This window comes from Yoonia sp. SDW83-1, from assembly GCF_046762885.1.
GTDB lineage: Bacteria > Pseudomonadota > Alphaproteobacteria > Rhodobacterales > Rhodobacteraceae > Yoonia.
In genome coordinates, this window is record NZ_JBKQXO010000011.1 from 61,226 (window position 1) to 82,057 (window position 20,832).

Below are 20,832 nucleotides of genomic sequence, written 5' to 3' on the forward strand. Positions count from 1 at the left end.
TGTTTGCGTCCGTCTGTCAAGTGCCGGATTCCGGCATGACAATCACCGGCAATGTCAGTATGATTGCAATGTTTTCAAACGTCTGCACCAAAGGCGATAATTTATGAATGCTCCTTTTTCGCAAGAGACCCGCGCGGGTCGTCTGACGACCGCACTAGGCCCTGAAACCCTGGTCATGTTGCGTTTTGGCGGGTCTGACTATGTTAACAAGCTGTTCGAATACACGGTCGATGCGTTGAGCCCGGAGCCGGATCTGGATTTTGACAAACTGGTGGGCACTCATGCATCCGTCGAACTGGAAACCCAAAATCACGACCCCCGGGTCTTCGACGGGCTTGTGACGAATGCCAAATGGGCCGGTGTCGGTGAAAACGGGTTCCGCTATACATTGACCCTGCGCCCGTGGCTTTGGGTGGCCAGCAAGCGCCGCAACCAGCGCATTTTTCACGAAAAGACGGTGGTGCAGATCCTTGACGAGCTGTTCGCCACCTATGGCGGCATGGGCAATCCGGCGGTCGATAACCGCCTGACCAAGAGCTATCCGGAACTGGAATATACGGTGCAGTATCGCGAGAGCGATCTGGATTTCGCCACGCGGATGATGGAAAAATTCGGCATTTCCTATCATTTCACGTATACGGTGGGTTCGCACACGCTGGTGCTGACCGATACGCTGGAACAGCATGACAGCGTGGCTGGTGAAAGCCGTCTCTACAAACCGTTCGAGGGTGCATCGCAGGCGGCGGAAGAACATTTCTGGGAATGGGCCCCGGAAAGGAACATGACCACGGGTGCGGTCCGGATGATCGACTACAACTTCAAGAATCCGACCGCATCGATGGAAGTCGAACATATGGGCGACGCGGCCTTTGCCCATGGTCAGATCGAAAGTTTCGATTTCCCCGGTGGATTTCAGGATGCCGGCACCGGGAAAGAGGTCGCCGCGCTGCGCACGGCCCAGGAACGCGGGCGCGATGTGCGCCACCGTGCGGTTGGTGACTGCACCAGCCTTGGGGCGGGTATGAAGGTCGCGATCACTGGTGATCCCGTAAAGGGCGTGACCGGCAAGACATTTGTCTGCCTCGCCGCGACCCATTCCTATGTCTCGGATTCCTATGGATCAGGCAGCGCCGAAAGCGACGGCATGGCCTATTCGGGGTCCTATGTGCTGATGCCGGATACCGCCCCTCTGGCCCCCAAACGCAAGACGCAACCCCCCGTCATTCAGGGCGCGCAGACCGCCATGGTCGTGGGCGAAGGCGAGATTGACTGCGACGAGTTCGGGCGCATTCTTGTCCGGTTCCACTGGGATCTGAGCGGGGCAAAATCCATGCGCTGCCGGGTGTCGCAGAACTGGGCCGGTGGTGGCTGGGGTGGCATGGTCATCCCCCGCATCGGGATGGAAGTGATCGTTCAGTTTCTGGAAGGTGATCCGGATAATCCGGTGGTCACCGGCTGTGTTTATAACCAGAAAAGCATGCCCAGCGCCGGCCTGCCCGCCGCCAAGACCCAAAGCGGGTTCCGCACCAATACCCATGGCGGCAGCGGCTATAACGAGATGATGTTCGAGGATGAGGCGGGTAAGGAAGAAATCCGTGTCCACGCGCAAAAGGACCTCAATCGTAAGATCCTGGATAACGAAACCACGTTCCTGCGTGACGGCAACCGCAAGGTCGAGCTGCAGACTGGCGACGAACTGAAGGTCCTGCAGACGGGTCATAAGACGACTAATATTGATTCGGGCAACCTGACCGAAAATGTAGCCCTGACCCGTGCCGTGACGGCCAATGTGGTTCAGGCCACCGCCAACGGGGGCGAGGCGGGGCCGGGTATCGTCAGCTATACCGCGACCGATGAAATCTCGCTCACCGTGGGTAACAGTACCATTGTGCTGACCCCCGATGCGGTCGTGATCCGCCACGGCAGCTCGCAGATTCTGCTGAATGAGGGGTTCATAGATCAGGTCGCGGGCATGATCCATTTGAATAAAGACAGCGCTGGATAATCACATATGTACCACATGAATGAAGGCAGCATCGACCTGCCTGACAATTGGAAAGATCAGACCATCAACATCATCGCCAGCGGGGGGACCGGCGCGGTGCCGGGCCTGTCATTTACCGTGACCCGCGATGATGTGCCCTGGGGGATGGAGTTTGATGAATATGTGACCGGTGAGATCGAAAAGGCCAGTGAGGCGCTGACCGATTTCACCATCATCAACCAAAGCGGCCTGCATATCTCGGGCCGTCAGGCGGTTGAGCTGGAATGCACATGGAACGCCAAGCAGGGCCCGATGCATCAGATCATCACAACGGTGAATGCACCCGCCCATGCGATGGTGCTGACCGCCTCCATGCCCGGCAAGATGAGCGACACCCAGAAATCCGAGGTGCGCCGGATCACTGCCACTTTGCAACTGACCGAACCGGCGAGTTGATCCGATGGCGGGTGGCTTGCTGACAGGCATGACCATTGGGCAGGATGCGAGCCGTCACGCCCGGTCCGGCAGCAGCGTCACTGAATCCGCCCCGCGCGGCACCTTGCGTAGTGAGTTCGACCGCAGTGGGTCGGAAATGTTCATCGACAACACGTTGAACGTGGTCGAAGGCGACACGTTCAATTACGTCGTCAGCGGCGGGATGATGGGATATGCCGCCGTGTCTGGTGGCATGGCGGCCTCAGCTGCTGGAACAAGCGTTGCTGCCGGGGCCCTGACCGCCGCCGCCCCTGTTGCTGTGGGCCTTGCCGCCGGGATTGCAGGCGGCATTGCGGGGGCATGGGTTGGCGACAAGCTGGGCCATGCGGTCATGGGTGACCTGCTGGGCTGGCAACGCCTGCCCGAACAGGGCGAAATGCCCGCAACCATGGGGCACCCGATCGCCCATACCAGCCCATGGGCCACCCTTGGTGCGATGGCGCTTGGCGCGGTAGCGGCTGTCGCTGTGGGCGCTCTGATCATTGCCAGTGGCGGCACCGCGCTGATCGTGATTGCAGCCGCCGGTCTGGCGGCGGGTGCCGTGGCGGGTCTGGGGGCTGGCTTTGCCTCGGCCGCCGGTCAGTACGGCACGAACCAGGGCATCATCAGTTTTGGATCACCCAACGTCTTCTTCGAGGGCAAGCCGGTGGCCTTTGTCGGGTCGCCCGTACTTTGTAGCGTGCACAAGGTGATGGCGGTTGCCGAAGGGGCAGAAACCGTGGCCGTCAACGGGATGCCGATGTCTCGGATCGGCCACAAGACGACCTGTGCGGGGGTCATCAACGATGGCTGCAAATCCATCGCCATCGACATGGATACCAGTCCCATTGCGCTGGATATCGACGGCGGCTGGGCCCAGCGCTGGACCCGGATCGGGCTGGGTGTGTTGAACTTCCTGCCGATCCCGCGCGGGGGTAAGGCCCGCAACAACCGCAGCAACCCGCGCCCTAGACGATCGAACGCGACGACCGACGGCACCCCGCCCTGCACCCGCTGCGCCAGCGGGCGTGACCCGGTTGCCTATGCCACAGGCCAGTTTTTTGATCTGCGCACCGATATCGCGATCCCCGGCACGATCCCGCTGCAACTGACCCGGCTTTACCGGCGTGGCGCTACAGGGCAGATGGGCAAGGATTGGGTCAGCACATGGTCACAGCATCTGGTAATCGACGGCGAAACCACCACCTATTTCGATCCCGAGGGTCCCGGTGTCATCTTCCACACCCCCGACCCCGAAATCCTGAGTGACCATACCCGTTTTCCTCATCTGGAACTGATGGGGCGCAAGGATGGCGACATCTTTCTTTATAACCGGCGCGAACGACTGTTTTACAAGTTTGCCCATCGGCACGATGACAAGGTCCTGCTGTCAGAGATTGAAGATCACAATGGCAACAAGATCACCTTCCTCTATCACGCCGACAACCTTTACAAGGTCACCCACTCGGATGGCTTTGCCCTTGATATCAAATGCGAAAACGGGCTGATCCGGGCGGCATCGCTGATTGATCACGAACATGGTGACTGCAACTTCACCTGGGATTACACCGATGCGGGGCGGCTGAAAGAGGCGCGGTCGTCGCAGTTTGGCACGCTGTTCTACAAATATGACGGTGAAGGCCGGGTTTTGGGCTGGTCCGATACCAAGGCGACCTCGGCCACTTACATCTATGGCAGCAATGACCGGATTGTTGAGGTCCAGACCTCCTCCGGGCAGGCGGGCGGCAAGCTGTCCTATGATCTGGAAAACCGGATCACCACGGAAACCAACACCTTTGGGCATAGAAGCTATCACCATTACAATGCCGACGGGCTGGTCTGGAAAGAGGTAGACGCAAACGGGGCGGATTGGCTGACCGAATGGGACAGCCAGTATAACCCTGTGGCCCGGATTGACCCGCTAGGGCACCGGTCGGAATATACCTATGACGATCTGGGCAACATCACCTCAGTCACTGATCCAGACGGGGCAACTCTGTCCTGGACCTATGACGCCAACGGATTGCTGACCGCGCGCACTGATGCCGCCGGGGCGACCGAGACCTTTCATTACGACGACAAGGGCAATCTGAAACGCATCACGGACGCGATGGGGGATGATGTGGCGTTTCGCCGGGGTGACCGGGGCGAGGTGCTGCGGATCGAGATGCCGGGCGACGCGCAGGAACGCATCTATTACGACGAATTCATGCGCCCGCGGATGCGCACCAATGCCGACGGGCATGAAGAACGGATGCGCTATGACCGCGAGGGTCGGCTGACCTTTGTCGAAGACGCCGCCGGGGCCGTCACGCGCTATGACGTCAAGCGCGGCCCGACCAACCCGCGCGGTGCCGTGCAGCGGATCGACATGCCCGACGACGCGACCATGCAGATGGCATGGGACAGCGAAGGGCAGTTGGCCTCTGTCACCGATGGTGAAGGCAATACCCGCCATTTCGTCACCGGGGCCTTTGATCTACCGGCCGAGGTCACTGACCCAATGGGCAACACCATGCGGCTGGAACATGACAGCGAGATGCGGTTGACCGCTGTGATCAACGCATTGGGGGAACGGTACGAGTATCATTACGATGCTGCGGGCGGGCTGATCGCTGAACGGGATTTCGGCGGCCTGACAATACGTTACATCCGCGATGTCGCCGGTCGGGTGACCCGCAAGATCGCCCCCGACGGGGTAGAGACACAGTATACCTATTCCTCCCGTGGCGACCTGATCGAGATGCAGTTGATGGGGGCGGACGGGCCTGCCGTGACCCGGTTCACCTATGATCCGCGCGGCCTGATGACCATGGCGCAGAACGACACGGCAACGGTCGAATACGCCTATGATGCTTTGGGCCGGATCATCAGCGAAAAGGTGGACGGGCGCGAGATCAAGTCGGCATACTCTCCCGGGTCAGGCCTGCGCACGCAGCGGGCGGGCGATGTGCTCCCGCTGTCCACCGATTATACCCCCGCCGGTCTGCCTGCCCGGATCAGCATCGGGGATCATGCGCCCCTGTCCATGCAGCACGACGCGCGAGGGCTGGAAACCCTGCGCCAAAGTGCGACGGGCTTTGCGCTGGCCCAGGATTACACCGCTGCCGGTTTCCTGCGTACCCAGATGGCGGGGCCAAGCGACGCGCTGCCCGGCCCTGGCGGGCTGTCAACACGCGGTGGCGGGCTGGTCCGGGCGCATCGCAGCTATGACTGGGACAAGGCCGGGCGGGCGATTTCCCAGATCGATGCCCACTGGGGCCAGACCCAGTTCAACTATGACAAACGCGGTCAGGTCGCCGCGACCCGCCAGATCGACCGGACCGGTGCCGAAGTTGCGCGCATGGGTTACAGCTATGACCCCGCCCGGAACCTGTCAGCCACGACCGACGCCGGCGGTTTCGCCCCGATCCAGCAGGCACCTGGGGGTCGTGTCAAATCGCGCGGCCGGACCTATTACATCCACGATGCCTGCGGACGTGTAATCGAAAAGCGGGTCGAAGAACCCGGCTTCCGCCCGCGCATCTGGCGGATGGCCTGGAATGGCGAAGACCGGCTAGTCCGCCTGTCCGCCCCCGACGGGTCGGTCTGGCACTATGGCTACGATGCTCTGGGACGCCGTGTGCGACGACTGAAGGTCGTGGCCGGTCGGCGCGACGAAGAGATTGACCTGCAGCCGGGCGAAGGCCGGGCCTATCAATGGGACGGCGACCAGATCGTCGCCGACGCACCCGTTTATGCAGACGGAACAGTGGCTTGGGATGCGGCCGAGGCGTGGGTCTACGAACCCGGCACCTTCCGACCGATGGCAAAACTGGCCGGGGATGATTTGTACTATGTGGTGACAGACCACATCGGCACGCCGCGCGAGATCGTGTCGGAAGACGGCAAGCGCACGGCTTGGCGCGCCAAATTCGGGCTCTGGGGCAACGAAGAAAAGATCGACATCTGGAAAGCCGAGGCCGCCAACGGCGGTGAGGTCACCTGCAACATCCGGTTCCAGGGGCAATGGGCCGATGAAGAGAGCGGGCTGCACTATAACCGGTTCCGATACTATGACGCGGAGGCGGGGCAGTACTTGCTGACTGACCCAATCGGCCTATCGGGAGGAACCCGACCGCACGGATATGTCGTGGATCCGAATAACTGGATAGATCCATTCGGCCTGGCGACATGCCCGGTGCGCGTCGTGAACGACACACCCATCTACGGGAGAGGCCAGAAAGACGGCACACCCGGTCACGATCAATTCTCCGAGGTAATTGCCAACAAGCTGGCTATGAGCGGTAAGTTTCGCGAAATCCACATGAACCGGCAGTATAATTCGGGTGTCGGCCCAGGTCAGTCGCGACGGCGCCCAGACGTTATGGCCATTGACCATAATGGTCGTGTACACTCAATAGAGTTGGCATCAAAGACTGATATGGGTCGCAAGTTGCCAGAGCTGACAACTAGAAATCAGGCTGCAATGAATAGGCTGCCGCCAAATCAAAGGGGAGAAATCGTTGTCCTTGAACATCCTTACAAGGCCGCAGACATCAAGTCGGCACTCGACAATCTGATCGGCGGTATCTGAATAATGTGCATTGGGATAGCAATTTACGGGGTCGCGCCCGGGCAAGCCGGTCCAATACTTGAAATGGGCAAGGCATTCTTTGGACGACTTGGCCTTAATATAACCAATGCTACAACACCAAGATTCCTCGAAAACGGCGACCACCCCGGCGACTTTGAAGTAAACGACATCGAGCTAAATGACCTGGAATCAAATGTGTCAGCAGGGCGTATACAGGCATTCGCGCTGTTTCATGAGGACGAACGTCATAGGCCGTGGCGTGCAGCCTTTCATCAGAACATAAATGACTTTGGGAGTTTTCCCTACATTAGTATTCAGCTCGCCGATGCTGGCGAAAATGCAAAGGAAACCTTAATCGATTATGTATCGTCTTTGAGTGATAAAGTCGATTTCCATTATGCAATCCTGTACAATTCAGACAAGACATCTTCTGCTTGGAACTATGCAATAGGGAGCGGGGTTACGAAGGTCGATCCCAACGAGAATGTACTTCGGTTCGCGCGCGAAATACCGGAGCTAAGAGGTGGCGAAGGGCGGTATAATGGGAAAATGCTTCGGATGGTGTACCCGATAAATGTAATTAACTCTGAGCACTGTCAGATATCTATCGATGGCAAGACTTTGAAGGACTGGATTGAGAATTCTTCTGATTTGGGCAAGCTTTCATATCTATCTTGCGATTTGTTCTTGTGGAAGGTGCCTGAAGACGAACTCGGCACCATCAACGCATGGTTGGGACATGCGGGAAAGCTTATTTCATGGCAAGTTGAGAGCAAACAAAATCCCCGTCGCCTTCCATAAATTTTGACTATTATTCCATCCCGTCGAATAAGTCCGAAGGATCTGTAACGCTTGGCAAATGACGACCGCGCGTATCAATGGGACGGCGACCAGATCGTCGCTGACGCTCCAATTTGTGCGGATGGGTCAGTCGCTTGGGACGCGGCAGAGGCCTGGATCTACGAACCCGGCACATTCCGACCGATGGCGAGACTGGCCGGGGATGACCTCTACTATGTGGTCACCGACCACATCGGCACGCCCCGCGAAATCGTTTCGGAAGACGGCAAGCGGACCGCGTGGAGGGCGAAATTCGGGCTGTGGGGCAACGAAGAAAAGATCGACATCTGGAAGGCCGAAGCCGCGAACGGAGGCGAGATCACCTGCAACATCCGGTTCCAGGGGGAAATGGGCCGGTGAAGAGAGCGGGCTGCACTTTACTGCGTTCCGGTGCTACAGCGCGGAGACAGGGCAGTGCCTTTCGAGCGATCCTATGGTTTTGTATGATGGAACGCGCCCCAGCATTTACCTCGCCGGCTCCATCGGTCTGACTGATATATTGCGATTCTCAGGTTGCCCGGGGCAGGTAATATAGTTATCGGAACAAATTCAGCTTTCGTTTCTCAAAATTCTCCTGTTCGTTACCAACTCAAGACGGAGCGGCATAGCCAGCAGATGGTAATGACACGCTCAGCAAAGGCCGAGTTTGACAACGTGCTTGGCATGGCTGGATCGCAAAAGAAAGCCCAGGCCCAACGCCTCTTGGATCACGTTCAATTCGTTCCGGATAACCATTCGACCCGAACCGCCAATCGGCAGATTACCAAAAAGGGTCGGCGTGAATGACGAAGCTGTTTTTGGTACAGGCAATAACATTTGGATTTTCTTGCATTGCTCTTGTGGGGACTAAACATGGGCGTCAAATCAGGTGAAAATTATGACTGCTAGAAACCGAACCTACCTAGGCTGTCTGTCGGCCTTTTTGACAAGCATTTCGATCATCGCAATCATTCACCCGTCCAGAGTCAACTCAGATGCTGCGGATGTAGCGGATAAGCTTATTGAGATCCTTACCGACTCTGCGGTTGTGCCAACAGTTGAACGCGTGGCGAGATTCGAGAATTGCTCAATAATAGTCGACGAGTTCTTTCCAGATTTCTGCGACGGATCATCTCCACTTGCTCCAGAGCGACGTTGGAAAGAGACAAGCATAGACCTACGAAGCGTAGGTGCCATAAGGCATAACAGCCAATTTAATGACTATACTATTTTAGATTTTGTGACGTTGCGTGGTGGTGGCGCGGTTGGTAGCTTCGTGGAGAGGCGGTTCTATTGTGATGGACGTATTACAGAATCATCTAGTGAAACTGGCATGTCATTTCTGGTTGGTGGCGAAAACCACCAAAAACTAGCGGGTTTAGACTTTCGCAGGTTGTTGGACTCTTGTTCAAATCCGAACTTTTAGGAAAACAAAACTGTCAAGTTGTGCGACCTTTGGCCTAGACAGTTAGTCCACCACATCAACGTGAACTCAGCAAGCCGTTCACGACTGGGTGCATTTGGCGCGCCGCCCCTATTCAGGACAGCACGTCAGCCCGTTGCTATCGGCCCCGGTTTCATCATCTGCGCCACGTCCAGCATCCGGCAGGAAAAGCCCCATTCATTGTCGTACCAGCCGAATATGCGCACCAGCCCGCCTGCGGTCACCCGCGTTTCGGGGAGTGAGACGATCAGGCTTTCGGACCGCGCCCGCAGGTCGGATGACACCAGCGGTTTGTCAGTGTGCCCGATGATGCCGGATTGCTGGCGGATGACGTCATGCACGTCGGCAAGGCTTGCTTTGGTCTTGAGTGTCACGGTCAGGTCGATGGCCGAGACGGACGCTGTGGGAACGCGGACTGCCGCCGCCTCGATCCGGCCGGCAAGGTCAGGCAGCACCTGATTGAGCAGGTTTTGCGCGGATGTCGTTGTCGGCACCATGGATAACCCCGCCGCCCGGCTGCGCAGCATGTCCCCGCGCGGGGCGTCGATGGTGGGCTGACTGCCGGTGTAGCAGTGGATTGTCGTCATCCAGCCGGTTTGCAACCCCCATGTGTCGTTGAGTAACCTGACCATGGGCGCGAGCGCGTTGGTTGTGCAGGAGGCGTTCGAGACGATGGACTGATCGCCCAGCAAGCCTTCATTGGCCCCCAGCACCATTGTCAGGTCAGCAGCCTCCGACGGGCCGGATATGAGGATGCGCCCCGCCCCGGCCTGCAACCCCCGTTCGGCGATGTCCCGGCTATTGGCCTTGCCGGTGCATTCAAACATCACATCGATATGACCAAGGTCCAGCTTGCTGACATCCGAAGTGCGGTGAAGTGGAATTGACCTATGGTCAACCATAAGGCGACTTTCCGCCCATTCGACCGTTCCAGGATAGGGTCCGAACACACTGTCATAGGCAAACAGGTGCGCGCAGAGGTCCGGTGACGCAATGTCATTGATCCCGACGATCTGCAGGTCCGGCGCCCATCCGGACGCCCAGGCCCGCAGCACCGTTCGCCCGATCCTACCGAAACCATTGATAAAAATCCGTGTCATGGCAGACCCCTACACCGTTGCAGGGATGCTGCATCTTTGTTGCGACCGCCACAAGGAGGGTTTCGCAAAATGCTGCAATGCCGCTATACCCACAAATGTAAAGGATTCGTTAATGTGACCTTCCACGGGAGTATCGAGGGAATCGGGCGCGAATCTGTGTGGGACAAGAATGCTTAATCCATGAAACCTGGCAGAATGCCAATTTTTTTGTGCTGTCGCTGATATATTCATCGACCGGTCGCCCGTAAGGGCAAATTGACTGCGAAAGCGCACCTATACAGTGATTATAGGCGAAAAATCGCCAACCACTGTTTCATGATTAGGTGATAATGTGTCTTAAAGCCCGTCATTGCGGGCCATGAAACAACAAGTTGGCGTCACTTTTTAGCCCAATTTGAATGAGACTAGAAACTAAGGGCTAGCGGAATTCCGTCTGGCCGCCGAGTTTGAAAGCTGGATGTGAAATGGGTACGCCGCAAGTGAAAGATAATGCAGACGAAAAGGACAATTTCGTCGATGAGCTGAAGCCGGGCACCAAGTTGATGCACGGTCAGTATACAATCGACCGTTTTCTGAACGCGGGCGGCTTTGGCATTACCTATCTTGCCAAGGACAGTCTCGACCGCAAAGTTGTCATTAAAGAGTGTTTCCCCGGCGCGTTCTGCCGTCGCAGCCGTTATGTCGTGCAGGCCCGTTCGCGCGCCCACCAGAACGAGCTGAAATCCATTGTCCGCCTGTTCGTGCAGGAGGCCCGCAGTCTGGCCAAGCTGGACCACCCCAACATTGTGGGTGTCCACCAGGTTTTTGAAGACAACGAAACCGCCTATATGGCCCTTGATTTCGTTGAGGGTCGCGATCTGTTGGATACGATCGAGGATCCAAATCACGGCCTGACCCCGCCCCAGATCAAGAATATCCTCAAAGAGGTTCTGGGCGCTGTCGGCTTTATCCACGATCAGGGTATCCTGCACCGTGATATTTCGCCCGACAACATCCTGATCAATGAGCAATTCCATCCGGTCCTGATCGACTTTGGTGCCGCCCGTGAAGAGGCCACCAAGCAAAGCCGCGTGCTGTCGGCCCTGCGTGTGGTCAAGGATGGCTATTCCCCGCAGGAATTCTATATTGCCGGATCCGAGCAGAGCCCGAGTTCTGACCTTTATGCGCTGGCCGCATCCTTCCACCATCTGATTGCCAAGGATGTCCCCCCGAACTCGCAGGCCCGTCTGGCCGCGATTGCGTCGGGCGATTCGGACCCCTATGAGCCGCTGATCGGTCGTTTCCCGGAATATGACAGCGATTTCCTCGCCGCGATCGACAAGGCGCTGGCCGTTCTGCCCAAGGATCGTCTGCAGTCCGCACAGGACTGGATCAACATGATGGACGGGGTAGAGGGCAATGTGACCTCGCTCAACGTTGTCAAGCCTGCTGCCGGTGGTGTGGCGGTCGATGCCAATGGTCAGCCTGCAACAAAATCCAAGATGCCCCTGCTGCTGGGTTCGGCTGCCGTTGTGGCCCTGCTCGTTGGCGTTGGTGCCTTTATGATGACCGGCGGTGAAGAGCCTGCCGCGGCCGTTGCCACGACGCCTGAGGCGCCCGTGACAGAAGCCCCGGCCACCGAGGCCCCTGCACCTGTCGAAACTGCGGCCGTGGAGCCGCCTGCTGTTGAGGCCCCTGTCGAAGCCGCCCCTGAGCCGGTTGCGGTCGCACCTGTGATTGAAGAGCCTGCACCGGTTGAGCCCGCCCCAGTGGAAGAGGTCGCCCCTGCATTGCCCGGACCGGTGATCGTCGACGCGACAGAGCCGTCATCCGCGCAGGAGCCTGGTCCACGCCCTGTTATTGTGACAGGTCCAGAAGAGGCCATTGAGCAGCCTGTGCCGACAATTCGCCCTGCTGCCCGCCCCGAAAACCTTGAAATCGCTGCCGTTCCGGAAATCGTGGCACCTGCCCCGCTGCCCGAGCCGGTTGACACCCCGCGTCCGGTCACAACTGAACCTGCAGCGAATGCGGAACTGCCCAATCAGCCAGCGAACCGCCCGATTGCCGATGCATCAACCCCTGAGGTTGCCTTGCCAGCCATCCCTGATGCGGTTGCCGCCATTGGGTCCGGCTTGGTTGTTGACGAAATCGCAGCTGTTGTGCCCGGAAATGAGCTGACACCGTCGGAAGTGACCACAAACTGGTCCGTGCAACTCCCGTTCGAGGCGGATCCCCTATCGCCGAACCGGGTTGGCCAGGTGGCGTTCATTTCGCCGATCTGGGTGCGCGAAGGTCTCGTCATCACCACAGTGAACGGCACCCCGGTTGATACCATTAACGATATTTCACGTGTTCTGCGCGGTACCACTGCGCCGGGCGACGCGGATCAGATCGAAGTTGTCTTTGGCACGTTGGACCCTGCGTCGGGCGTAACCGAAGGTCAAAGCTGGGTGGTTCCTGTTGTGCAGGAGACCGCGCTGGCGAATGGCTTGCGTTTTGAGACGGTGTTCAACGGCACCGATTGGCGCACGTCTGTCACCGAAGTTCCTGAGGGTCTTGCTGGAGGTCTTCAGGTTGGTGATGTTCTTTTGTCGAGCATCACCACTTCAGAAAACATCACAGGCCGCGACACGATTGCCGAGATTTTCGGGCGCGAGTTGAGTGATGGCTCGGGGCAGTTTGCCTTTGAGGTCCAGCGCGGGGATGGCCGTTGGGTAGCTCCGCTTAGCTATGATAGCGGCGAGTAGTGCAACCAATCCTCGTCTGTGACGTAAATGGAAGGTAGGTAAAATGAAATTTCTTCGCTCTATTTTTGGCAAGAAGCGTACAAATGAAGATACTGGTGGTGCGTCCGGATCGCTGGAGCAGTCGTATCGCGACACCATCGGATCCATCGTGGATGAGAACCAGGCCCTGCAGCCCGGCCAGAACGGCGACGTGGCGGTCACGGATATCCTGACCAATATCAACAGCAAGGTGAACCACGGCGACGGTGCCGAAGCGGCCCCTGCGGTGAATATCTGGGACATGGATGACAATGCCGGTTCGACCGAACTGCCTGCGACTGCGCCATCGGCGCGCAGCACTTCTGCGGCTGCCGCCGCCTCTGCCGCGGCGTCCCGGTCACCTGCCCGCGCCCGCCGGACCAAGACACGGCTGATCGGTTTTGACAAATCTGACGGTGATGTCGTTGATATCTTCAATGATGCACCCGCGATCCCGTCTGCGCCTCCCGCACGGCGCACCAAATTCCCGGTTGGCTGGATCGTGGTCGCCGAAGGCCCCGGCCGCGGCGAAAGCTTTTCCCTGTTCGCCGGCATGTCCCAGATCGGACGTGGTGAGGATCAGGCGGTGCAGCTCGATTTTGGTGACAATTCCATTTCGCGCACGAACCATGCGGCGATCGTCTATGACCCCGAAACAGCGGAATTCACGCTGGGTCATGGCGGCAAGTCCAATATCGTGCGCCTGAACAACAAGCCGCTGATCAGCAATGAGACGCTGAAAACCGGTGATGTAATGCGTATCGGTGAGACGGTTCTGCGTTTCGTAGCCCTCTGCAATGAAGATTTCAGCTGGACTGACGATGACGCCGACGGGGAGGATGAAGATGTGGCGATCGCCTGAACCTCGTTTTGACGTCGCTTCGGCGATTTGTCAGGGCGGACGTGACTATCAAGAAGACGCGATTGTCACTGACTTTCCCTTTGGGATGGACAGTGGTGTTGTGGTCCTTGCTGACGGCATGGGTGGCCATGCCGCCGGTGACGTGGCCAGTAAGATCGTGGTCACCGAAGTCTATAGCGAGCTGAAGTTTCAAAGCGCAAACTTTGCTGATTTTGAAACCGAGATCCCCCATTACCTAACCTCTGCCGCGGTCAACGCAAATAACTGCGTCCGCGAGCATGTGATGGAACACCCTGAGACCCGGGGCATGGGTGCCACGCTGGTGTCGCTGGTGCTGGTTGAAAACCGCATGTTCTGGATGTCTATCGGTGACAGCCCCCTGTATCACTATCGTGCAGGCAAGATGCAGCAGTTGAATGAGGACCATTCGATGGCCCCTCAGATTGATTTCATGGTGAAATCGGGTTTGCTGGACCCTGAGGCAGGCAAGAACCACCCTGATCGCAACTGTCTGACCTCTGTGATCCTGGGTGATCGCGTGGCGAAGTCCGATTGCCCCAAGACCCCGTTCGAATTGCAGGTCGGCGATATTGTCGTCGTCTCCTCTGACGGGTTGCAATATCTGGAAGACGACAAGATCCAGAAAATCCTGCACCGCTATCGCCGCCGCAAGAGCGCCGAGATCTGTGGCTATCTGCTGGAGGCGATTGAGGCCCTGGCAGACCCTGATCAGGACAACTGTTCCTTCTCGGTCATCAAGCTGAACCACAACAAGCCGGTAATCCGCGCTATCCGCGCCAAGCCTATCGGCCATGTGGAAACCCATGCCGCCACTGTCACTCGCGTGGTGCAGATGGATGATGATGCACCTGGGGCCGATGGCATCCCTGCCGGAAAGCCCAAGGAAAAGATCAGCGGTGATCTGCAACTTCCGCCGGTCATCAAGGAAGTCAAACCGGTCAAACCGGTTGATCCGAAGGCTGATGCCAACAAGACCGACGACACAACAGACACACCAGATCAGGAGGTTGATGCGGCTGCGCCGCCGGCTAAGATAGCCGCCGGAGGTAAGTAATGTCGAATCGATCACTGGGCGCGCGCGTCCAAGAACAACTGACGCAGGCAGTAGAGTCACATCTGCTGCCTTCGTCCGTGCAAGAGAAGGCGGAACATCTGCTGAGCCGCCTGCAGAAACCGGTGCGCATCGCCCTGTTGGGCCGCCCCGGATCAGGCAAGTCGACATTGCTGAACCTTTTGGTGGGCGCCATCGTCCTGCCGTCTGACACCCCCTTTCCGACCCTGCAGCTCAGCTATGGCGAGACCCCGCAATCGGTCGTCACGCTTGCGGACGGCAGTAAGCAGACCGTTGACCATGCTGACGGCGACAAGATCGCCGCCATGTCCCCCGCCTTTGTTGAAATGCAGATGCCACTGGCCGCCCTGACCAAGATCAGCCTACTTGAGGTGGTGACACCCGACGATCCGACCGCCCTGCAACGCGCCAGCCAATGGGCCAGCAAACGTTGCGAGGTCGCGATCTGGTGCACCCAGTCATTCAGCAAGATCGAACAGTCCCTTTGGTCAGAGATGCCTGACATCATCAAGGATCACGGGTTTCTGATGTTGACCAAGGCGGATTTCCTGCGCGCCAACAACATGCTGGATCAGACCCTGGACGGTATCAACATGATTGCCCGGGATGAGTTCGCCCATATCATGCCCATCGCGACCAAGCAGGCCATTGCGGCCCGCCGCCCGAACAAGACGGTAGACAAGGACCTGATGCGCAGCAGCGGCGGCACCGCACTGATTTCGGCTGTACTGAAGCAGGTGGATATGGGCCGCCAGACCGCCGTGGATATGGCCGATATTCTGCTGCATCAGCATGCCGAGGTTCTGGCCCCCATTCTGTCGCCCGAAGCAGCGGACGCCTCACCAACGCCGAAACCTGAGCGGGAACCCGCCGAGATTGAAACCGCAATCAACGCCACTGTTGCGGAGACTGAAACGGCAGCGCCACAACCTGACGCTGCGGCAGCGAAGACACCAGCGGTTGAAGAACCGGTTGCCGAGTCCAATATCGTCACACTGCACCCAGCGTCCCGAGAGGCCTATGAGGCGGCAGTGGCTTACATCATTGAACAAAGCCGCGCACTGATCGCGGAGGTCGATAATATCGACGATGGTGGCGCTGCGACCATAATTGCAAAGGCTGTGGAGCATGTGCAGTGGATCAGTGATCACCTGAACGAGAACGGTGATGACGCCGACGCAGCCTTGCAAACAGCCCGCGACGCGGCGATGGATGCCGCTGATCTGGTCCAGTTGATGCAGATGGAAAAGCGTGATAGCGCTGCAATCGAGGCGCTTAGTCTGCTCTTGCAGCTCAAGCACGAGTTGCAGGCCGATCTAGCGGCGTAAGCTGTTGCAACAGCTAACAATTTTATGAAAACTGTGCCACACTTTTGCCGTTCTGGTCTGTTTCCATTATGGCAATAAAAACAGTGTAAGCCTCGTGATTTGGCGACGAGGCTATCAACTGGTAAAGGTGGTGCCAATAAGAGTGATTGAGGACGGACAAGAATGAAGATGGAAGAGCTGACAAAAGGGGACGGGTACAAAGTCCCTGCAGCGCACCACCCTTTCATGCGACTTGGCCTTGAAAAGCTGGACGCGTTTCATGATGAGATCACCGATCTCGAGGCGACCCTTGCGGACGTCGTGAAACTTGGCGGCCCGGATGCAGAGAAGAAATCTGCAAAACTTATCAGGCAGTTACGGACATTTGAACCCAGCATCACCATGATCGGTCAGATCAAATCGGGCAAAACATCGCTGGTGAACGCGATGGTAGGCCGCCCCGATCTGCTGCCCGCTGATGTGAACCCGTGGACATCGGTTGTGACGTCCTTGCACCTGAACGCGCCGCTACCGCCCGATGCGCCCACCGCGTCGTTCCAGTTCTTCAGCCAGGGTGAATGGGATCATCTGGTCGAAAATGGTGGCCGAATCGGTGAACTGTCCGCCCGTGCCGGTGCTGACGAGGAACTGGAAAAGGTCCGCGAACAAATCGCCGAGATGCGCGAAAAGACCAAGGCCCGCCTTGGCCGCAAGTTCGAACTGCTGTTGGGCCAAAAGCACAACTATGCCGAACTGAGCGATGAGTTGGTCCAGCGCTATGTCTGCATGGGCGATGATTTCGAGGATATGGACGAAGAAGACCAGCAGGGTCAGTTCGCCGATATCACCAAATCCGCCGATTTGTATCTGAAAGCGGATTCCATTCCGATGCCGCTGTGTCTGCGCGACACACCCGGTGTCAACGATACCTTCATGATGCGCGAGCAGATCACCATCAATGCCCTGCGCGACAGCCGCATCTGCGTGGTTGTCCTGTCTGCCCATCAGGCGCTGAGCTCGATGGATATGGGCCTGATCCGTCTGATCGCAAACGTCAAATCCCGCGAGGTCATCATTTTTGTCAACCGGATCGACGAATTGTCGAACCCGGCTGAACAGGTCCCTGAAATCCGCGACAGCATTTTGCAGACGCTGGCCGACAATAACGGACCCGAAAACCCGGAAGTGATTTTTGGCAGCGCCTATTGGGCCAATATCGCCCTGTCCGAGGACCTGAACGATATCGTGGCTGATAGTGCTGCGGCGCTGTTCAACTGGGCCGAGGTCGCGCTCGATTCCGGTACGTCTGGCATGGAAACGAACGAGCTGGTCTGGCATCTGTCGGGTGTCCCTGCGCTTTATAAGGCGCTGTCAGAGCGCATCGCCGAAGGTCCGGGTGCCGAGGTGCTGTCAGCGTCGCGCAAACGCGCCCTGAACCTTGTTGGCGGCGTGCGCGCTTCGAACTCTGTCGTGTCGATGCGGATCGATGGTGACAGCGTTGCGATGATGCCCCCGGATCAGTTGGCGGCGCATCTGGACAAGCTGGAAGCCGATAACCTCAAATTCCTGCATGACCGGCTGGACATCGTGTTTCAGCAATTCGGATCGCGCGTGGATCAGTCCCACAAGCGGTTCCTGGATCGCGCGTTGGAATCCCTGCTGCAGCATCTGGAAAAGAACGGCGAAGACCAAATCTGGCAATACAGCCCGGACGGTTTGCGCATGCTTCTGCGCACCAGCTATCAGGTCATGCGCCGCAACGTGGCATCAACCTGTGATCAGGTATTTGCCGCCGCTGCCGGTGATCTGGCCGAAACCTATCGCACCGCCTTTGGTGTTGCGGTCGAAAACTTTTCCATCACGCCACCGGCGGCCCCTGAAATCCCGGCCCCGGTGTCGCTGGGCCAGACCATCGCGCTGGACCTGCAGACATCTTGGTGGAAAGGCTGGTGGAAACGTCGCAAGGGCTATCGCGCCTTTGCCAGCGGGTTCTATGACCTGATCGAAGCGGAAACCGCCCCTATCGTGGACGAGCTGAAGGTGCGTCAGGCCGAGGATATTCGCCAGATGGCCGAACGCGAGCTGCGCGAGTTTCTGGCCGAGCAGCGCGCGCTGCTGACCGATATCAGTGACAAATCCAACATCGGCGTTGACGATTTGAAAGATATTTTTGGTATCACTGCGCAGCAAGAGCGCGAAGAGCTGTTCGAATTCATCTTTGAAGAGCTTAGCGATGGCGCACCGGCTGAGGCATAAGGAACCGATTAATGAGTGATCAGACCCCCGCACCCGGCGGGCCACGTAAACCCCGCATCGCCCTGATGGGCGAATTCAGTGCGGGCAAAAGTACGTTGTCCAATCTGTTGCTGGGGTCCCGGCCATTGCCGGAAAAGGTGACCGCCACCCGCCTGTCGCCTGTCTGGATTTCACACGGGTCCGATACCCCTTATCGCGTTGATGTCGACGGCAGCACCGAACCTGTGTCACTGGACCGGCTTGAGGGCATTCCTGTCGAGGAAACCCGTTTCATCCGCCTGTTTATCGAAGCCGAAATTCTCGACCTGATCGACCTGATCGACTTTCCCGGCATTTCTGACCCGAACATGGAATCGACGGTCTGGGAACGCATGCTGCCGGAAATCGATGCGGTGATCTGGTGTACCCATGCCACGCAAGCCTGGCGCCAGTCCGAGGCCGCCGTATGGGACACGATTCCAGACGCGGTCCGTGAGAATTCGATCCTGCTGATCACCCGCTATGACAAGCTGACCACTGATACGGATCGGCGTCGCGTGTTCAAACGTGTCCGTCGCGAAACCAAGGATATGTTCGGCGGCACTTTCCCGATCTCGCTTTTGCAAGCGCTGGAAGCGGGCGATGATTACGACAAATGGGATGGCAGCGGTGCTGGCCCCTTTGTCGATCACTTCATCGACACCATCGGCAAGTTGACAGCGCTGGCCGCACGCTCTGCCATGCCGCTGTATAACGTGGCCAATGGCACCGCCATTCCAGAGCCTGTCGCCCCCACTGTTGCCCCCCGCCGGGTGCAGCGCCCGCTGGATGCGGATAAGCCAAAACGCGAGCGTCCCGCGGCCCCAACCGGCACTGACGTCAACTCCGGTTCCTGATCGCCCCCTTTTACAGGCTTCCACAAGTGACTATCTTGGCGTAGTCACGAAAGACATGGGCTGAAAACTGGGCGCGAATGATGGTTGTGGACGATTTAGATGCGCTGCAAGGCAAGTTTGACGGATGCGAGACGATCGCATTTGCCGATTTGTCCACGCAGATGATTTTGGTAACGAATACAAATGCTGATCACCGCCGCGAGGTGTTGGACCGATTATGCGCCGAGGCGGCACTGGCCCTTGGCACGGCAAAGAAGCCCGCATTTGGCGACACCCCAAGCAGTGCCGCATTTGTGGCGACCAAGAACCAGTTGCGGATTTTTTTGCGCGCCCCTGATGAACCTTCGGATGTTTTATGTTGTGTGTGCAGGCCTGACGTGGATGTTGCGTCGTTCCTGTCAGACGCCCGCCCTTGCCTCGAAAAAATCAGCAGCGGCGCGTGACGCGATAATTGTAACTGGATCAGGACCACTTGCGTGAATGATTTGACGGCTCTTGCCACGAAACTCGCCGCGCTGATTGCCGAAGATGCCGTGTTCGCCCCCGGCGGTGCCCGTGTGATCAGCCAGGGCGGTGCCCCGCCAGCAATGGTGGCGATCCTGCGCGAGGTCGATGACACCGTGCTGGAACGCACGCTGGTCTTCGGGCTGGGTGATGTGACTGTCAGCATGGTGGCGGCCGGTCGCCGGCTGCGCGGCATTGTCGAGGTTGAGGGCGACGCCCCCGGTGTGGATGCGGTCATTGATCAGGTCCTGACCCGCGATGCGCCCGACGTTCTGAAATCCGCAGGCAAGCTGTTGACCCAATTGGCCGATGCCGCCACGCAGATCACCGTGCGCAGCACCCCAGTGCGTCCGATTGGCAGCAGCGGCGATGCGGGCCTGTCGGCCACCGGTCTGGCAAAGGAATGGGGCGTCGATATGGATGCCCGCCCCGCCCCACCGATGGAGCGGTTTCTGGCGGCCAATACAGACGCCATTCGTAGCATGATTTATCTGGAAGCTGGCAAGTTGGTTGAGGCTGTCGGCGATGACGCCCCCTTGCAGGCGATCTGGGACGAACAGATTGCCGATTTCCGCAAACGCCACAAGGCGCTGAAGGCGGCGACAGAGGGGCCAATGCTGGTCTGTCTGGACGGTGCGCTTGATGGGTCGGCGGGCGCGGCCCTTGCCATGATCGATGATGAGGCTTGCGTGTTTTCCTATGATGAGGCCGCACTGCCCACAATCGTCGGATCCTGGTCGGCCATCACGGCCTAGGGGCGACGCGGCAACCAAAGGTCGCCGCGCCATTTCGAT

General features: G+C 58.2%; 15 protein-coding genes. 14 read left to right on the top strand and 1 reads right to left on the bottom strand.

Annotation, left to right across the window (positions count from 1 at the left end; genetic code table 11):
• Positions 1–103 precede the first annotated feature (103 nt).
• The 6 genes from ACFWW4_RS15015 to ACFWW4_RS15040 all read left to right on the top strand — a co-directional run bounded on the left by ACFWW4_RS15015 (position 104) and on the right by ACFWW4_RS15040 (position 8,660).
• Entirely contained in the window at positions 104–2,005 is a 1,902-nt protein-coding gene (locus tag ACFWW4_RS15015; protein ID WP_411891599.1) for a type VI secretion system Vgr family protein, read from the top strand.
• 6 nt (positions 2,006–2,011) lie between these two features.
• Complete coding sequence (locus ACFWW4_RS15020) at positions 2,012–2,440, top strand: DcrB-related protein (protein WP_411891600.1); 429 nt, start codon at positions 2,012–2,014, stop codon at positions 2,438–2,440.
• A gap of 4 nt (positions 2,441–2,444) precedes the next feature.
• Positions 2,445–7,034 carry an RHS repeat-associated core domain-containing protein gene (locus tag ACFWW4_RS15025; RefSeq protein ID WP_411891601.1) on the top strand — a complete coding sequence of 1,530 codons (4,590 nt, stop codon included), beginning with the start codon at positions 2,445–2,447 and terminating at the stop codon, positions 7,032–7,034.
• Between the two features lie 63 nt (positions 7,035–7,097).
• Positions 7,098–7,835 carry a hypothetical protein gene (locus ACFWW4_RS15030; RefSeq protein WP_411891602.1) on the top strand — a complete coding sequence of 246 codons (738 nt, stop codon included), beginning with the start codon at positions 7,098–7,100 and terminating at the stop codon, positions 7,833–7,835.
• A gap of 51 nt (positions 7,836–7,886) precedes the next feature.
• A complete protein-coding gene (locus ACFWW4_RS15035) occupies positions 7,887–8,234 on the top strand; it encodes an RHS domain-containing protein (protein WP_411891603.1) in 348 nt (115 codons plus the stop codon).
• Between the two features lie 153 nt (positions 8,235–8,387).
• Complete coding sequence (locus ACFWW4_RS15040; protein ID WP_411891604.1) at positions 8,388–8,660, top strand: DUF1308 domain-containing protein; 273 nt, start codon at positions 8,388–8,390, stop codon at positions 8,658–8,660.
• Positions 8,661–9,404: 744 nt separating this feature from the next.
• On the opposite strand, the gene ACFWW4_RS15045 is transcribed toward ACFWW4_RS15040, so the two are convergent.
• The gene (locus tag ACFWW4_RS15045) at positions 9,405–10,397 is read right to left on the bottom strand and encodes a type I glyceraldehyde-3-phosphate dehydrogenase (RefSeq protein ID WP_411891605.1); all 993 of its coding nucleotides are present in this window, start codon (positions 10,395–10,397) and stop codon (positions 9,405–9,407) included.
• A gap of 464 nt (positions 10,398–10,861) precedes the next feature.
• On the opposite strand from ACFWW4_RS15045, the gene ACFWW4_RS15050 reads away from it, so the two are divergent.
• The 8 genes from ACFWW4_RS15050 to ACFWW4_RS15085 all read left to right on the top strand — a co-directional run bounded on the left by ACFWW4_RS15050 (position 10,862) and on the right by ACFWW4_RS15085 (position 20,793).
• Complete coding sequence (locus ACFWW4_RS15050) at positions 10,862–13,123, top strand: serine/threonine protein kinase (protein WP_411891606.1); 2,262 nt, start codon at positions 10,862–10,864, stop codon at positions 13,121–13,123.
• A gap of 43 nt (positions 13,124–13,166) precedes the next feature.
• Positions 13,167–14,003: an FHA domain-containing protein gene (locus ACFWW4_RS15055; RefSeq protein ID WP_411891607.1), complete on the top strand. Its 837-nt coding sequence runs from the start codon at positions 13,167–13,169 to the stop codon at positions 14,001–14,003.
• Positions 13,987–15,078 carry a PP2C family protein-serine/threonine phosphatase gene (locus ACFWW4_RS15060; protein ID WP_393928029.1) on the top strand — a complete coding sequence of 364 codons (1,092 nt, stop codon included), beginning with the start codon at positions 13,987–13,989 and terminating at the stop codon, positions 15,076–15,078. Before ACFWW4_RS15055 ends, ACFWW4_RS15060 begins: the two co-directional genes overlap by 17 nt.
• Positions 15,078–16,424, top strand: a complete 1,347-nt coding sequence (locus ACFWW4_RS15065; protein WP_411891608.1) for a GTPase — start codon at positions 15,078–15,080, stop codon at positions 16,422–16,424. The genes ACFWW4_RS15060 and ACFWW4_RS15065 overlap by 1 nt, the downstream gene beginning before the upstream one ends.
• Before the next feature lie 162 nt (positions 16,425–16,586).
• Positions 16,587–18,659, top strand: coding sequence for a dynamin family protein (locus ACFWW4_RS15070; protein ID WP_411891609.1), 2,073 nt, complete (start codon positions 16,587–16,589; stop codon positions 18,657–18,659).
• 11 nt (positions 18,660–18,670) lie between these two features.
• A complete protein-coding gene (locus ACFWW4_RS15075) occupies positions 18,671–19,534 on the top strand; it encodes a dynamin family protein (protein WP_411891610.1) in 864 nt (287 codons plus the stop codon).
• 80 nt (positions 19,535–19,614) lie between these two features.
• The gene (locus tag ACFWW4_RS15080) at positions 19,615–19,977 is read left to right on the top strand and encodes a hypothetical protein (RefSeq protein WP_411891696.1); all 363 of its coding nucleotides are present in this window, start codon (positions 19,615–19,617) and stop codon (positions 19,975–19,977) included.
• A 33-nt stretch (positions 19,978–20,010) separates the two neighbouring features.
• Positions 20,011–20,793 carry a hypothetical protein gene (locus ACFWW4_RS15085; RefSeq protein WP_411891611.1) on the top strand — a complete coding sequence of 261 codons (783 nt, stop codon included), beginning with the start codon at positions 20,011–20,013 and terminating at the stop codon, positions 20,791–20,793.
• The last annotated feature ends 39 nt before the right edge of the window (positions 20,794–20,832 follow it).